Here is a 14,949-nt window from a genome sequence, read left to right on the forward strand (position 1 = left end):
ATGTGTTTTCTTTATTAAAAGTTAGAGAAAAAAATAACTTACAAGAAACATCATTATTAGCTCTAAGTCAGAAGGCGTTTTCTCATATTCAAATTCCTAATGACTCAGAGCTTGCCATGCAATTACAAATGGTTTCATTGACAAGGGAAGATTTTGCTATTGCTAAAGCACTTAAGCCATATGTAGAGAAGGAAATCCAAGGAATTATCGATGATTTTTACAACAATTTAGAGCATAATCCAGCTCTTATAAACATCATCAACGAACATAGTTCAATTGAAAGATTAAAAAAGACGTTAAAAAGGCATATTGTAGAAATGTTTTCAGGTACGATGAATGAACAATTTTTACATAAAAGAAAACAAATTGCGATGATACATGTGAATATTGGCTTAACACAGAAATGGTATATTGCATCATTTGAAAAAATTTTTGATGGCCTTGTAAACACCATAACTAAATATTTTTCTAATGTAGAAGATCAACTAACAGCGATCAAAGTTATTCAAAAACTACTTAATCTCGAGCAACAAGTTGTTTTAGAAGCATATGATGAAGAAGTTGAACGGATAAAAAGTGAAGAATCAAAACGAAAGGCCATCATTTTAGACTATTTAGAAACAACTGCAAATGAATTTGCTTCGATGGTAGAAGAAACGTCAGATTCCATTCAGAAAATATCTCAGCAACTGCAAATCATTACTAACGATTCAAAACAAGGAACTGAACTAGCGGGTAGCGCTAAACATGATGCTTTAGAAGGAAATAACCGCCTGTCCGAAATGCGACGTGTATTAGATACGTTGGAATCCAATACGGTAAAAACAACCGATGATATGAAGGGACTTGATATAACATCCAAACAAATTAAAGATATAATCGAAATTGTAAAATCCATTGCTGACCAGACGAATCTCCTTGCATTAAATGCGTCAATTGAGGCTGCAAGGGCTGGACAACATGGACGTGGTTTTGCTGTTGTAGCGGATGAGATTAGAAAGTTATCTGTCCAAACAGCAAGCTCTGTTACTAAAATTACGAATCTAATCAACCAAACGAATAAACAAATTGATAAAAGTACGGCATCAATGGCTGATGTAGCTCGTTACTTAGAAGATGTCCGACATCAAATGACAAATACAGAACATGCCTTTCATCAAATTAATCAGAGTATGGACAAGACAACTTTAAGTAATGAAAAAATTGAATATCAACTCGAAACGGTCAGCACCCTGGTACATGATATTGCACAAGCGAATGAGGCCATTCCGCAATCATTGAATCGAATTAAACAACTTATTAATGATATTCAAAAACGATAATAAATAATCACTTGGAATATCTTTAACAGCAATGCGACCTAATAATAACCTTTGAGAACGGGATTAGGTCGCATTAAGATCCAAAACTCATCTTATCTCCTTACCACACAATATGACGCAATATTAATCGTTGATTCTACTTTATTTATAATTTTTTAAAATAAATACAATCATTCGCATAGACGTAAACATAACTTCCTCGAACAAATACGCGTCCTTTAAGCTGTTTCCCCTTCTCATCGACTAGTTTTATTTTGCCTTTTAGTTTGAACGTTCTCCCTTTTAGTTGGAAGTACATCAACGTTTGATTGTCGCCTGTTCCGATTAAACCCTTTTTATCAATGGTAAATTGAGATAATTCATGTTGTCCTTGAATACTAAAATTAAATGTCTTGTTTTCTTTTATGTGAACGAGACGATAATCCAAATCGTAATAATAAAAATAACACTCGTTTGAATTAATCAGATGGAAGGCATCGCAATCAATCATACTATGTTCAGTGACACTCCACACCTTTTCACCTGATATTGAGTACGCAACAAAACCATCTTTTCCCATTGGATCATCCCAACCAAAATTGCCAAAAATGCCTTCATCAAAATAGCTAACCCATATCGTATCTATTTCATCAATTTGTACTTGAGCAATGCCATCTCCAAGTGTAAACGCATCGATAAGCTGCCCATTCGGATTATATCTCCGGGCATTACGCTCAATTTTATTCCCTTCTTTTTGACAACGTCCTTGCACGATAAGCAGTGTACCATCAGTAAACAAGTCTACTTCTGTAGGTATTAATGGAACATGCTTAAGTTTGATGGATGTCAAGCCTTCCTTGTTAATCATCCTAACCATCCAATCATGTCTTGGAACTGGTCTTTCAAAAAAATCAACTTCTTGCATGTCTGTTTCAAGTAACAATAGTGTTCCATCTCTAGAAATTTGCCCATCGACAAAGTTTAAATCTGAATGATAGTCTAATATTTTTTTCATAATTAGTTTGTCCAACTACTCACCCTCTATCTCTTTACTATTATTATTTAGTAGTTCATCTTTTCCTACATTAAATCCTGCAAATAATCTGCCTCCAAAGGGCTCAAGAACCATATCTACTAATTGAATAATATGCTGTTTATTTTCTGTCTTAAAAAATTCATCAAAAGAAATAAAGAAATGATGTGCAAGTTCTTTATCATAATCTTCCAATGTACGTACCAGCCACTTAGACGTACCAACCCATTTACGATTGGTCCGCAATACAAATTCACTGATAGACTCAAGTAAATGACTGGCAATAACAATTTCTACTTCACGTTGAGATGATCCGATAAAATCATATAATAAATCGGTGATCATGTATCTTTTCATCATGATTGTTTCGTTACTCCACGGTTTTGGTCCATTTTTCAAAAGAACATTCGCTTCTTTCTTAATATTTTTAATAAAGTCATGGTCTTTTAAAACAATACCTTCTGAAATCATTTTTGCCAATGATTGACAAATAATTTTCAATTGATTATTTATTCCGTGTTATCAGCGTATTTATAGTGAAAAATTATTACGTTATTGACGATACGATTAGCCGTTAACATAACAAAAGAAGCGATATAAAGTACGACTCATTAAAACATAACTGTTATCATAAAAAATTTATTCGCTATCTAGTTTTTTTATTAATATTTTTCTTAACTTCTGCTCATAGCGATATTGATAAAAAGGACGATCGAATTTTTTATGATTCATTTTTCCAATGACTTGGCGAACCTGCCAATCATGAATGATTAATTCCCTCGCTCTTCCATCCTGTAACAACTCTTGAAACCAACCATATTTTTTTAGCATTCTAATATTCTTACTCATATCTTCTTCATCTGGCTTTTTTAAAACATAATAGAAAAATATTTCAATGACATCAAAAAAAGCGCCGAACAACTCAAAAAACATTCCCAATATGATCTCCTCCGATGCCTCATCTAATATGTCATACGTTTTTTTCGTCTAAAGGTTTCTTAAAATGGATAGAAATTTGCATCTATTTCTAGATGTAAAATATAGAATAAGGAAATTCCAGTATTTTATGTTATTTGAATAGAGTGTAAATATTTTTAAATTTTTATTGTCATTGTTTTCATTGTCCTCTTATTTGATTTGGCCAGACTACGGCAACAGAATAACACGTTGATTGATCAGAACGAAAGAATCATTGAGTTACTGGATATCATTGAAAGACAGAACCATTCAAAATAGTTTTTGCGATATTCATCTACATTGAGCAGGCTGTATCATTACGTTTTTTTGAAAAAATTTTCAACAAAAAAAGAATGAGCCACTTTCTAAAAAAAGAAAATGCTCATTCTGTATCAATTTTATGCTTGTTTTTCTTGTTTATCTTTTTCTTTCTTCTTATCATCAGCGTCTTCATTCATAAGGCCACTTGTTGATTTCTTGAATTCACGTAATGTTTGTCCAGCAGCTTTACCAATCTCTGGTAATTTATTCGGACCAAAAATAATTAATGCTAAACATAAGATTAAAATCAATCCGGGTATACCAATATTAGCAATTCCCATCATTCCACCTCCAAGGTAGCTCGACTATAAACATAAAAGTTACTCTTACTCTATTAAACCATTATTTTTCAGGTTTTAAAAGTAAGCCGCCACCTTCTTTTAGATATTTTTCAATACCTTCTGCTGCGCGATACGCAAGAGCACCTACTGTTGCTGTTGGGTGACGATCACCAAAGTGTGGCATTGCTGAAGCACCTACAACGAATAAGTTCTCTGCATCCCACATTTGTAAGTATGTGTTTACTGCTGATGTTTCTGGATCTGTCCCCATTGTCACACCACCAGCATAGTGAGCACCATTATATACATGGTCAAACTCTTCAGGGACTTCATCCACATCAATAATGTCGGCTCCCATTTTCTCCATGACTTCTTTACATTTTTCAATTCCGAATTTAGCGATGTTACGATCTTGATCCGTATATTTATTTGTGACACGGAGTAATGGGTCACCAAATGCATCTTTATATGTTGGGTCTAAATCTAAATAGTTATGCCACCATGGAAGTACTCCTGGTGTGAACCAAACATTTAAGCTACGGTTTGCATAGAATAAGGATTTTTCTTTCCATTCTTTACCCCATGAAGGTGTTCCTTTAGGTACTGGGTTATTGTTGATTGGCGCATCACCATATTGTCTAATTTCAACTCCACCACCGTGTAAGAAATCAGTTTCAGAGTTATCAATATGCTCTCCAGTTAAGTCACTAAATGTTGCACCTAAAGCTCCACCACCCATGTGTAAGTTGAATTTCTTATCATTGAAGAAACCTCTTGCACCTAGGAATGTAATATTAAATTGTCCAGTGAAGTTACGTCCAATAACTCCTTTTTTAGTCTTCGGATTATATGGCTCTCCGATTCCAGACATAAGAAGTAGTCGTGTGTTTGCCAGTGTAAATGCGCCAAGAACAACAACATCAGCTGGTTGTTCGTACTCTTGACCTGTAATCATATCAACATAAATAACACCTGTCGCCTTTTTTCCATCATAAGTGACACGGCGAGCATAAGCATGTGTTCTTAGTTCAAAGTTGCCCGTTTTTTGTGCTGTTGGAATAACCGTTACGATTGGATCAGACTTAGCTCCAAAGTCACAGCCGTAATGAGTACAATATGAGCAATACTGACACTGATTAATCACTTCACCATCTGGATTTTCATAAGTTTGTGTTACGTTAGCAGATGAGATTTGGAAAGGATGATATCCTAACTCTTTTGCTGCTTCCTTGAATAAACGTAAGTTTGGTGTTTCTACTGTTGGCGGGTTTGGATAAGGTGACGAACGTTTTGCACCTAATGGATCTTCCTCACCTGATATACCCGCTGTTTTTTCCCAACGATCATAGTATTTTTCAAATTCGTCATATGAAATGCCCCAGTCACGCAATAATGAACCTTCTGGAATTCGGTCTTTTCCGTAACGTTTCTCTATTTCCGAACGAATTTCAAATTCAAATGGATTATAACGGTATGTTGCACCTGCCCAGTGAACACTACTACCACCTAAATGATTTCCTACCATCATCTCATCTTGTGTACGAACTGGTAGCGCTGTTTCATCCATAGATGTTCTAGATGTAATCGTTTCAATACTTAAATCTTGCATAATATATTTCCGAGACATATAACGTAATTCGTCTTTTGCACCGATATAGTCGTTTGTTGATTTTTCTTCGCCACGTTCAAGTGCGACTACTTTATAACCTGCTTTAGCCAGTTCAGCTGAAACGACACCGCCTGACCAGCCTGTTCCAACAACAACGACATCTACTTTTTCTAGTTTTTTAGGCATAAAATATATCCTCCTCTGTAAAACCTTTACTGTTAAAATATGAATCTATATAAATTCCATCACGGCTGATAATCTTTTAAGCTAATAGGATCTTGTTTAACAAATTCTTCTGATTCGATATCATTTATATACGCAGGACGTGGTCCTGGGAATTCACGCATTTTCCAACCCATCATATCTCTGTTTCCACCATATAAAGGATCTGCATAGGCGCCTTCAATAGTCATTTGACGAAGCAATTGGAAGAATGATTTGGATGAGGCACCTCTCATTTTTTCCTTTCCTTCTTCAAATGCTTTTAAAATTTCATCTTGTTGTTCTCCTTCAATTTCATGGAAACGTTTATCATGTTTTTTCAAGCTGACTTGATTCATTGCTCTTAACCCTTCAAGCATCATATCACCACGGTTTAAACGTGATTGATAGCGTTCAGTATTATGAATATCTTTGAAAGGTCCTTGCATATAATCTTTTCCGTTTTGGCCAAATTCTCCAGCTAATTGACGGTCTATAAAGTATGGAACACCTAGCCAAATAGCTCCTGGTCCATTATCATCTTCTGGATAAATTCGCTCTACAGCCGCTTTCAACACATCAAAATCTTCTTTTCTATTGAAGAAGATTCGTGCATCTTTACCATCGTTTTCTTCATTCGTATCTGTCGAAGCAGGCTCTGATTTTAAATTATTTGTAATTAGACCGCCAAATAACGATCCACCAATTACTCCTCCTAAAACAAGACCTGTATTTTTAATAAATTTACGACGGCCTAAGCCATCTACTTCTTGTTGAGCGTCTTGTTTCTTCTTCATGTCAGACGCTTGATTTGTATTTTTCTCTGTCATGATATTCTTTCCTCCATTCCCTTAAATGATTCATAACTCCCCTTTACTAGAATATGTATCTAGTATCTTTTATTAAAAAACACATTTGCTATTATATATCTGACACCTTTTGATTTCAAATGTAAATAAGTTGCATATGTTGTTTAAAGTAAGACTATTTCATCCATTGCTTTTGAAATCGTTTACTGAAGTGCTTTTATATCTAAAATAGCTTGTTTTTGACCTTCTTCCCCGACACCATCATACTTTTTTACTATTTTACCTTTTGGATTCACTAGAAAGAAACTTGTTCCATGAGCAATTTGATCATTGCCTGTACCTGGACTTGCTTTTTGCAAAGACGTTTTAAAGTAATTCATAGACAAATCCTGAATCGTTTTAAATTGATATCCTGTTAAAAATGTCCAATTAGAAAAATCTACGCCATAATCTTTAGCATATTGTTTTAATACTTCTGGTGTATCGAATTCAGGGTCTACACTAAATGAAACGATTTGTATATCAAGTTTATTCTCTTTTAGTTCCTGTTGCAGTTTCGCCATGTTTTTTGTCATCACTGGACATACTGTTTTGCAATTTGTATATACGAAACTTGCTAACCACCATTGTCCTTTTAAATCATTTAGACCAAATGTTTCTCCGTTCTGAGTCGTATATTCAAACTCTGGTAATTGCTCAGATATATTTTCTTCTATCTTTCCACCACATGCCACAAGTAATGTAAGTAAAATGAAAACAAGTAGCAAACGTACATGTCTCACATGAACATCCTCCTTATCATTCATAACAACTGACGAAATAAAAACATAGTACAGTTTACTGTATTGGCACTAAAAATACAATAAGAATCTTATTCATCTGAGCTATTATACCAATTATTCATATCATAATATTTAAGCGAAAGATTATTTAAGAGATATTTTACGCGTAAGAACTCAGATTAAGGGGAAAGCCGCAAACAATAGAGCAGTCTATAAGATACGAACTATATGAAGAATTATTTTCACCAAGCTTAAATATATACGAAAGGGAAATTTATAATAGATGCTATTCGAGAGTAAAGTAGACGTTGAAATGAGTGGAGTTATTAACTAGATTACAACTCGGAGAAAAAAATCTATAAAGTAATTCTCAATTACTTTATAAGTGCTAGCCTAAGCTGTGCCTGGAAATCGTTGGGATACACTGACATAACAAAAATTACAGTATTACATCACATTAAGTCCGAAAGCACTTTTCGCAATATCATCTCATATAAATATGCCATTATTCGTAAGAGCTAATCCCATCGACCATGTAAACAAATTAAGGTTACATTAAGGCACTAAATTAACATACTGCTTATAGCCTCAATGTAACCTTGTATGAAAAACTATCTAAAAATTGCATTTGGTAAGAATGCAGATACGAGCCAATTTGGCGCATCAACAATTTCACTAATTCGTAAATCAACCGCAATACTACATAACATATAAGCTTCTTCATCTGTAACGCCATAAGTGTCTACAATATGCTCAATCATATAACGAATCGCATTTTGCGACGCTTTATACAAATCAGGACCATGGCCTGTTGTCACATAATATCCCATACTATCTGCTTCAGGCGTTGGTGGTCCAGGTATTTCATAGCGTGGTTCAGCAATCGTTTTACCTTTATGCAGCTTAAAACGAACAGTCGCTTCCATCGATGCTTCTATAGCTGTACCGCATACTTCGCCATCACCTTGAGCAGCGTGTGTATCACCGATTGAAAACAACGCTCCCTCAACTTGAACAGGTAAATACAGTTTCGTTCCTTTTACAAGATGACGAATATCCATATTACCACCATTATGACGTGGTGGAACGATACTATGGTTCCCTGGCTCTTTTAAGGCTACACCAATTGTGCCTGGAAAAGGTTTAAGAAAAATATCGATACCTGGTAAAAACTCTGCTTTTTTCCGGTCAGCTAGATCAATAATTTTTATAGCAGGATCAGGAAAGTCATCTGCTAATAAACCAAATCCAGGAACAATCGCTGTCCATCCCCATTCTAATTGACGAAAATCGATCATTTCTACTTCAAGCGTATCACCTGGCTCTGCCCCTTTAATATAAATCGGTCCAGCTACAGGATTTAACTTTGAAAAATCAACGTTTTTAACATCTTCAGCTGTCGATTGACGATTAAACTGGCCGCCTGAAGCTTCTACAATTTCATAACTAATCGTTTGTCCAGAATCTACTTCTGCAATCGGTTCAATAGAATTGTCCCATCCAATATGACTATGTGAATGAAAATCATGAATGGTCATATACGGATGATTATGATGATGAATCGTCATTAATCGCCTCTCCTTTTTGTCTCTTTAATATATTAAAGCACACGGGTGTAATTTTTGCAAAATATTATCATTTCTATCTTGTTGCATTTTTATTTAATCTTATTTTATTCCTCTACCCGTGGTAATTTTTCATGGACATGTCTAGACCACGGCTTCAAATACTCAATAAATTTCTTTGTCGCTGGAGCGAGATTATTAAATGATTTGGCAGCGATACCGATTGTACGGTAACTTTCTTTTTCTAAATTAAGTACGCGAATATTTTTAGGTAAACGGTATAATGCCATTTCAGGTAAAATACTTATACCCATTCCGTGCTGCACCATAGAAAAAATCGCCTGATCATCTTCCAGTTCAAACTTAACATTTGGGACAACATTATTTTCTTTTAAAATTCTTTTTAGATCATTATCACTTCCTTTTTTCGCTCGAATAAGAGGTTCTTCCGCAATTTCTGAAAAACTGACCTCTTTTTTATGTGCAAGTGGATGATCCTCAGGAAAAATACAAAGCATGCGGTCTTTTTTCAATGGAATAACTTCAAAATGATATGATGTTGGAATTGAGACAAATCCAAAGTCCACCTCACCTTTGAAAATCCATTCTTCTATTTCAGCGTAATCACCTTCAAACAGTTCTATTTCAATCGTCGGATGATAACGGCTAAATTGCTTTAATATTTCAGGAAGCCACTGGACAGAAACACTTGAAAATGTCCCAATCCGTACAGTTCCAATTTCTAAACCATTCATATCAGCTATCTCCTGTTCCATCTCCTCATATGATTGCAATATTTCTTTAATATACTGTAAAACACGTTCTCCATTGCTCGTCAAAGTTATTCCTGAACGCCCACGATGAAGAATTGAAAAACCCCAATTATCTTCTAAACTCGCAATCGCATGACTTACAGCTGATTGGGAAAGGTTCAGTTCTTCTCCTGCTTTTGTTAAACTGCCTAACTCTACAACCTTATGAAATATTGCAAATTTTACAAGTGACATAAAAACCAACCCCTTCCAAATATTTCAAATACAGATACATGAATTTTTTTCATGTAATCATCAAAAAACATTCATTTTATTTATTCTAAACTTACTATTATACTAGTTATTAATCAAATTTTTCGTATCGGGTGATGAAATCAATGCAAGCTAAAGGAAACAACAGTCTTAAAAAACATCAATTAAAAGGCGATTTAATGATGCTATTCGTCACCATGTTATGGGGATCATCTTATTTATTTATGAAAATGGGGATTAATACAATTCCTGAATTTAATTTGGTCGGTCTACGCTTCGTTTTAGCATTTATTGTTTCAGCAGCTGTGTTTTATAAACGGTTAAAACAGATTGATACGACCATCATAAAATACGGCGCTTTACTTGGATTCTTTTTATTCGGTACGTTATCAACCGTTACGATTGGGATGAATGACACATCTGTTTCAAACGCGGGATTTATTTTTAGCTTAACGATTGTTTTCGTCCCATTACTAATGGCTATCTTTTTTAAAAAAATACCTGATGCAAAAACTATTTTCGGTATTTCTATTGCCCTTATTGGGATTGGGCTTCTAACATTAAATAATGGCTTAAATTTAAATAAAGGTGACTTCCTTATAACATTAGGGGCTATCTTTTACGCTTTATATATTATTGTAACTGATAAAGTGACGAAACATGTTGATTCAATTAACCTAGGAATCGTTCAACTCGGTTTTGCTGGACTGTTTGGGTTTACTTTTTCATTTATTTTTGAAAATCCTGTGATGCCAAGCACAACTGAAGCGTGGATTGCCGTTCTAGCATTAGGAATATTTTGTAGTGCCATAGGGTTTATTGGCCAAACGATTGCTCAACAATATACAACACCTACACGTACAGGATTAATCTTCTCTTTAGAACCCGTTTTTGCAGCTCTCTTTGGCTTTGTCTTTGTCGGTGAAGTTCTATCAGCAAAAGGTTATCTCGGAGCAGCACTTATTTTGATTGGTATCATTTCAACTAAAATTGACTTTAAAAAATTGGGCTTTGGAAAGCAATATAGTGAAATGGATATTTAACAAGAAAGCGATTGTGACGAACTTAAAGTCACAATCGCTTTTCATTACTTATTAGTGTGTAGTTGTTTATTCATTTTATCTGCCACTTTTTTATAATAAAAATAAAAGCTGGCCCAATTTAACATATACATAACTGTGAATATAATGATTCCAAAGGTGATAGTACCGAAATGAAACGGAATCCAGCCAATCGGTATGGCGATTAAAAAGAACCCTCCAATCGTTAAGAGGAAATGAATAATTGTTTGTTTTAATGGACTCCATGAGTCTATTTCAAAAATGAAGGAGGCCAAGCTGAAATAAACCCCAAGGATTAAACTAGCTAACATATAGAGCCAAATAACATCAACTGTTGATTTAACATGGGTAAATTTAATTACTGTTAAAGCGATAAAAGTAAGTAGTCCACCAGCTGCTATCCCCATAGTTATTTTCTGTAGTATTCTGTTAATCATGCGCTTGCCCTCCTTGTAATTTTTCTTTAACAGAAGAAACATATCGACGTGTGATATATTCTTTATTTCCCGAGTGGAAGTAAACACATAAATTACCGTTAAATGAGAGTTCAAAATGTTGGATTTGTTTTAAATTACCGATTACAGACTTGGAAAATCGTAAAAAGTTATAAGGGATAAGTAACTCTTCTAGTTCATACAGTTTCTTTTTTATCTCAATATGCTTTTTATTTTTTAGTGCGGCATACACTTTTCGATTTTCTGCATATATATAATCAATGTCATCTGGAGCTAATATAACGGTCTGCTCGTGATCAATTCCAAACAATCGTTGTGCTTGCCTACCTTTAATTATTTTTAGCAGCTCTTCCAATTCTTCAGTCCATTCGTTCGTCTGAATGGTTATAGACGTCTTGTCGTACTTCTCGTCAATATCGATGTTTACTTTCATTCCAATCTCTCACCTCATGTCATTTAACTTCGTGCTACTTTTAAGAAGGAACGATATCGGATAACAGCTAACAAGAAACCTGATGTGCCGTAAGCAAATAAAACACCGCTTGCCGTAAAGAAATCTTTATAAGCTAGTGTTCCATGCATCGTATCTTGAAGAGCCTGATGTGCCCAATATTGTGGTAAAAACTCCGCTGTTTTTTGTAACATATTTGGCATCATATCAATCGGAACCCATAAACCGCTAATAAGTGCCCCACCTAATGCTATGACTTGTGTCAAAGCGATTCCCATATTTTCTGTTTTAACGCTTAAAGCAAGAAACAACCCAAAACCCGTTACCATATAAGCTAAAAAAATGGATAAACTTGTTAACAAGATTGGTTGTTCTAAGTTAATGTCATAAACCACTTTTCCGAAACTAAATAAAATGAAGATTTGCACACATACAATTAAAATATATGGAAGCCATTTTCCAAGTAAATAAAATTTTGGTTTAATTGGAGCGCTTGCTATACGAGCCGTCATCCCTGAATCACGGTCTTTTATAAAACTCGTTACCATTGAAATCATAATAAAAAAGACAAACATGACTATGTACCCTGGGACAATAGACGTTATGACTTCCAGTTTAGCTATATCATCTGCACCAGACGTGAAAATCTCAATAAATAAATACGTAAAAATAATAGGTAAAATAACCATCCAAAATAATAGTCCTTTATCTTGAAGGTTCTTTTTCATTTCTAATGTGAAAATAGCCCCCATCATACATGTCCCCTTTGTCCATCTCGTAATTCACTTCCCGTTAATGTTATAAACACATCTTCAAGTCGTGGGCGAACAATTTCTAGACGCAACAGTTTATCTGATTCCTCTTGATAATGTTGTAAAATTGTTTCCATAACGGCAATGAGTTGATTCGTTGTAATCAAATAACCATCTTTATGTCGTGTGATATCACCTAAAGTAATAAGCTGTTCTGGTAGCTCTTTCATTCCTTTTACAAAAACAGAAGGAGTTGCGTACCGTTGAAGTAAAGCTTCAACCCTACCTTGTTCAATGATTTCACCATGATCAATAAAAGCGACTTCATCACAAAGTTGTTCAACTTCTTCCATATAATGTGTCGCGTAAATAATCGTGCACCCTTGTTGTTGTAGTTGCTTAATCATCTCAAAAATATAACGACGAGATTGTGGATCGATACCGACCGTCGGCTCATCCATAATCAAGATATTCGGGCGATGCATTAAGGCACAGCCAATATTTAAACGGCGCTTCATTCCACCAGAAAATTGTTTCACTTTATCCTTTGCTCGGTCAATTAATCCAATTTCTTTTAAAACTTCCATAGCCCGACTTTTTAATTCTTTTCCTTTTAAATCGTACAGCTTACCGAAAAAATAGAGATTACTTATAGCTGATAGATTTTGTTCCAAGCAAATTTCTTGCGGGACATAACCAATTTGTTGTTTCAAACTTTGATTTGAGAGATTTATTAATCGAACTTTGCCTTCATAATCTAAAATAATAGATGCGATAATTTTTAATAGTGTTGATTTCCCCGCCCCGTTTGGACCAACTAATCCATAACAAGCCCCTTTTGGAATGACTAACGAAACGGATTTTAATGCTTCTTTGTTTCCATATTCTTTCTTTACTTGATTAATGTGTAATACCATTTCTCAACAACACCTCTCTTTTGCCTTATTATCCCATAGCTCACATATTTGGAAATAAGTTTTAACGTAACAGGTATAAAAAGATGTCTAACATGACTAAAAAACTTAACAACTAACTCCATTCGGTGTTATTTCATCTACATTGTATTACCGTTCATTTATTGCAAAAGATTATATTTGGGCATTTGTTTTAATATTGTCTTTTATCCACCGATGCTCTGTGTTCATTTACATTTAAAATTTATTTAGATAGAGAATATATCGGGGTATTTCTATTAGACTAATATTTTAAAGAAATGGGGAGTTTCAATGAAAACAAAAAACTTGTTTCGTCTAATTTGATAACTGTTGCATTAGAAACTAGTATCGCTACACTCGTTCTTAATATGATGAAGAATATTGAAGTAAATAGTGCTATTACTTTATTAGCCTTTAGTGTCATTTGTTTAGTACTATTACGACTATAGGAACAACAGTAAACTTCAGTTTAGGCACATTCACACATGCTACGCATAAAATAGGTGTAACATTTGTGAAAGGAATGACGAAAATGTATCGTACATCATATATGTACCCTTATCCTTGTTATATATATGTTCCGACATACACAAGAGGTTTTAATTATCAGCCGATACAGGCAATGGCAAACAACAAACATTTTGGCTATATGCCTTATCAATCTGAACAACAACGAATCGTATTAAAAGACTATGGAAAGCAGCCTTTCGTTTTAGATATTGAAGACGCTGCAGAAGCTAACCGAACGTTTCGAACAGCTATTTGGACTGGAAATCATCTGCAAGTGACCTTAATGAGTATTAATGTTAATGAAGATATTGGATTAGAAAAACATCCAGACACAGATCAATTTTTGCGAATTGAAGAAGGTCAAGGCATCGTACAAATGGGCGATTCAAAAGATAAGCTAACATTTCAACGCCATGTTTCTAAAGATGATGCAATCATGGTTCCGGCAGGCAAATGGCATAATATAACTAACACAGGAAGAAAACCACTTAAACTTTATAGTATTTATGCACCACCAGAGCATCCATTTGGAACCGTTCATAAAACAAAAACAGATCAAATATCTGAATCACCAACTCATCGTTCGAAGTGAAACGTATATTTAAACAGGACCACGCTAAGCACGAAATTTAATCGTCTTATGACTTCAGTTGAAACTTAACCTCATAAGTACACAATATCATGATGTCTAACGGCGTTTCAGTCCAAAAGATTGTCTTGAAGAGCCAACGTGGAGTCTCGAGACGTTGTTTCAGCACGAGAAGACGCATTGAGGCTTCAACGTGGAGTCTCGCCATGTTGTTTCAGCACGAGAGGACGCATTGAGGCTTCAACGTGGAGTCTCGAGACGTTGTTTCAGCACGAGAGGACGCATTAAAGCTTCAACGTAGAGTCTCACGAC

Annotated in this window: 16 protein-coding genes; 3 read left to right on the forward strand and 13 right to left on the reverse strand. The window is 34.8% G+C overall.

Annotation, left to right across the window (positions count from 1 at the left end; all coding sequences use genetic code 11):
• Positions 1–2 precede the first annotated feature (2 nt).
• The gene (locus HNQ35_RS14470) at positions 3–1,322 is read left to right on the forward strand and encodes a globin-coupled sensor protein (RefSeq protein WP_146938507.1); all 1,320 of its coding nucleotides are present in this window, start codon (positions 3–5) and stop codon (positions 1,320–1,322) included.
• Positions 1,323–1,467: 145 nt separating this feature from the next.
• Here HNQ35_RS14470 and HNQ35_RS12295 read toward each other — a convergent pair whose 3' ends face one another.
• The 9 genes from HNQ35_RS12295 to HNQ35_RS12335 all read right to left on the reverse strand — a co-directional run bounded on the left by HNQ35_RS12295 (position 1,468) and on the right by HNQ35_RS12335 (position 9,866).
• On the reverse strand, positions 1,468–2,331 hold the full coding sequence (locus HNQ35_RS12295; protein ID WP_246118111.1) for a hypothetical protein: 864 nt from the start codon (positions 2,329–2,331) through the stop codon (positions 1,468–1,470).
• On the reverse strand, positions 2,332–2,835 hold the full coding sequence (locus tag HNQ35_RS12300; RefSeq protein WP_246118110.1) for a nucleotidyltransferase: 504 nt from the start codon (positions 2,833–2,835) through the stop codon (positions 2,332–2,334).
• Between the two features lie 138 nt (positions 2,836–2,973).
• Positions 2,974–3,267 (reverse strand): hypothetical protein, encoded by a 294-nt coding sequence (locus HNQ35_RS12305; protein ID WP_146938506.1) that lies wholly within the window; start codon positions 3,265–3,267, stop codon positions 2,974–2,976.
• Positions 3,268–3,689: 422 nt separating this feature from the next.
• Positions 3,690–3,893: a twin-arginine translocase TatA/TatE family subunit gene (gene tatA, locus HNQ35_RS12310; RefSeq protein WP_146938505.1), complete on the reverse strand. Its 204-nt coding sequence runs from the start codon at positions 3,891–3,893 to the stop codon at positions 3,690–3,692.
• A 61-nt stretch (positions 3,894–3,954) separates the two neighbouring features.
• A complete protein-coding gene (locus HNQ35_RS12315; protein ID WP_146938504.1) occupies positions 3,955–5,688 on the reverse strand; it encodes a GMC family oxidoreductase in 1,734 nt (577 codons plus the stop codon).
• A 59-nt stretch (positions 5,689–5,747) separates the two neighbouring features.
• A complete protein-coding gene (locus tag HNQ35_RS12320; RefSeq protein ID WP_246118109.1) occupies positions 5,748–6,533 on the reverse strand; it encodes a gluconate 2-dehydrogenase subunit 3 family protein in 786 nt (261 codons plus the stop codon).
• Between the two features lie 182 nt (positions 6,534–6,715).
• Positions 6,716–7,294: an SCO family protein gene (locus HNQ35_RS12325; protein ID WP_246118108.1), complete on the reverse strand. Its 579-nt coding sequence runs from the start codon at positions 7,292–7,294 to the stop codon at positions 6,716–6,718.
• A gap of 611 nt (positions 7,295–7,905) precedes the next feature.
• Positions 7,906–8,862: an acetamidase/formamidase family protein gene (locus HNQ35_RS12330; protein ID WP_146938502.1), complete on the reverse strand. Its 957-nt coding sequence runs from the start codon at positions 8,860–8,862 to the stop codon at positions 7,906–7,908.
• Between the two features lie 104 nt (positions 8,863–8,966).
• A complete protein-coding gene (locus tag HNQ35_RS12335) occupies positions 8,967–9,866 on the reverse strand; it encodes a LysR family transcriptional regulator (protein ID WP_146938501.1) in 900 nt (299 codons plus the stop codon).
• A gap of 143 nt (positions 9,867–10,009) precedes the next feature.
• Here HNQ35_RS12335 and HNQ35_RS12340 point away from each other — a divergent pair, with 143 nt between their 5' ends.
• On the forward strand, positions 10,010–10,927 hold the full coding sequence (locus HNQ35_RS12340) for a DMT family transporter (protein WP_146938500.1): 918 nt from the start codon (positions 10,010–10,012) through the stop codon (positions 10,925–10,927).
• Between the two features lie 44 nt (positions 10,928–10,971).
• Here the strand turns inward: HNQ35_RS12340 and HNQ35_RS12345 are convergent, their stop codons facing one another.
• From HNQ35_RS12345 to HNQ35_RS12360, 4 genes are read right to left on the reverse strand one after another with little or no spacing between them, the layout of a single operon-like run.
• The gene (locus HNQ35_RS12345) at positions 10,972–11,382 is read right to left on the reverse strand and encodes a DUF3021 domain-containing protein (protein WP_170226721.1); all 411 of its coding nucleotides are present in this window, start codon (positions 11,380–11,382) and stop codon (positions 10,972–10,974) included.
• A complete protein-coding gene (locus HNQ35_RS12350; RefSeq protein ID WP_146938498.1) occupies positions 11,375–11,833 on the reverse strand; it encodes a LytTR family DNA-binding domain-containing protein in 459 nt (152 codons plus the stop codon). The genes HNQ35_RS12345 and HNQ35_RS12350 overlap by 8 nt, the downstream gene beginning before the upstream one ends.
• A gap of 23 nt (positions 11,834–11,856) precedes the next feature.
• A complete protein-coding gene (locus HNQ35_RS12355) occupies positions 11,857–12,603 on the reverse strand; it encodes an ABC transporter permease (protein WP_146938497.1) in 747 nt (248 codons plus the stop codon).
• The gene (locus tag HNQ35_RS12360) at positions 12,603–13,520 is read right to left on the reverse strand and encodes an ABC transporter ATP-binding protein (protein ID WP_146938496.1); all 918 of its coding nucleotides are present in this window, start codon (positions 13,518–13,520) and stop codon (positions 12,603–12,605) included. Before HNQ35_RS12360 ends, HNQ35_RS12355 begins: the two co-directional genes overlap by 1 nt.
• Positions 13,521–14,070: 550 nt before the next feature.
• Between HNQ35_RS12360 and HNQ35_RS12365 the strand changes: the two genes are divergently transcribed.
• Positions 14,071–14,640: a cupin domain-containing protein gene (locus HNQ35_RS12365; RefSeq protein WP_146938516.1), complete on the forward strand. Its 570-nt coding sequence runs from the start codon at positions 14,071–14,073 to the stop codon at positions 14,638–14,640.
• Positions 14,641–14,949: the final 309 nt, after the last annotated feature.

The sequence above is a fragment of the Cerasibacillus quisquiliarum genome (assembly GCF_014202495.1).
Taxonomy (GTDB): domain Bacteria; phylum Bacillota; class Bacilli; order Bacillales; family Amphibacillaceae; genus Cerasibacillus; species Cerasibacillus quisquiliarum.

Coding starts and splice junctions, on each gene's coding strand:
- HNQ35_RS12320 (WP_246118109.1), bottom strand. CDS start 6,533: ATGACAGAGAAAAATACAAATCAAGCGTCTGACATGAAGAAGAAACAA.
- HNQ35_RS12355 (WP_146938497.1), bottom strand. CDS start 12,603: ATGGGGGCTATTTTCACATTAGAAATGAAAAAGAACCTTCAAGATAAA.
- HNQ35_RS12350 (WP_146938498.1), bottom strand. CDS start 11,833: ATGAAAGTAAACATCGATATTGACGAGAAGTACGACAAGACGTCTATA.
- HNQ35_RS12305 (WP_146938506.1), bottom strand. CDS start 3,267: ATGTTTTTTGAGTTGTTCGGCGCTTTTTTTGATGTCATTGAAATATTT.
- tatA (WP_146938505.1), bottom strand. CDS start 3,893: ATGGGAATTGCTAATATTGGTATACCCGGATTGATTTTAATCTTATGT.
- HNQ35_RS12345 (WP_170226721.1), bottom strand. CDS start 11,382: ATGATTAACAGAATACTACAGAAAATAACTATGGGGATAGCAGCTGGT.
- HNQ35_RS12335 (WP_146938501.1), bottom strand. CDS start 9,866: ATGTCACTTGTAAAATTTGCAATATTTCATAAGGTTGTAGAGTTAGGC.
- HNQ35_RS12315 (WP_146938504.1), bottom strand. CDS start 5,688: ATGCCTAAAAAACTAGAAAAAGTAGATGTCGTTGTTGTTGGAACAGGC.
- HNQ35_RS12365 (WP_146938516.1), top strand. CDS start 14,071: ATGTATCGTACATCATATATGTACCCTTATCCTTGTTATATATATGTT.
- HNQ35_RS12340 (WP_146938500.1), top strand. CDS start 10,010: ATGCAAGCTAAAGGAAACAACAGTCTTAAAAAACATCAATTAAAAGGC.
- HNQ35_RS12330 (WP_146938502.1), bottom strand. CDS start 8,862: ATGACGATTCATCATCATAATCATCCGTATATGACCATTCATGATTTT.
- HNQ35_RS12360 (WP_146938496.1), bottom strand. CDS start 13,520: ATGGTATTACACATTAATCAAGTAAAGAAAGAATATGGAAACAAAGAA.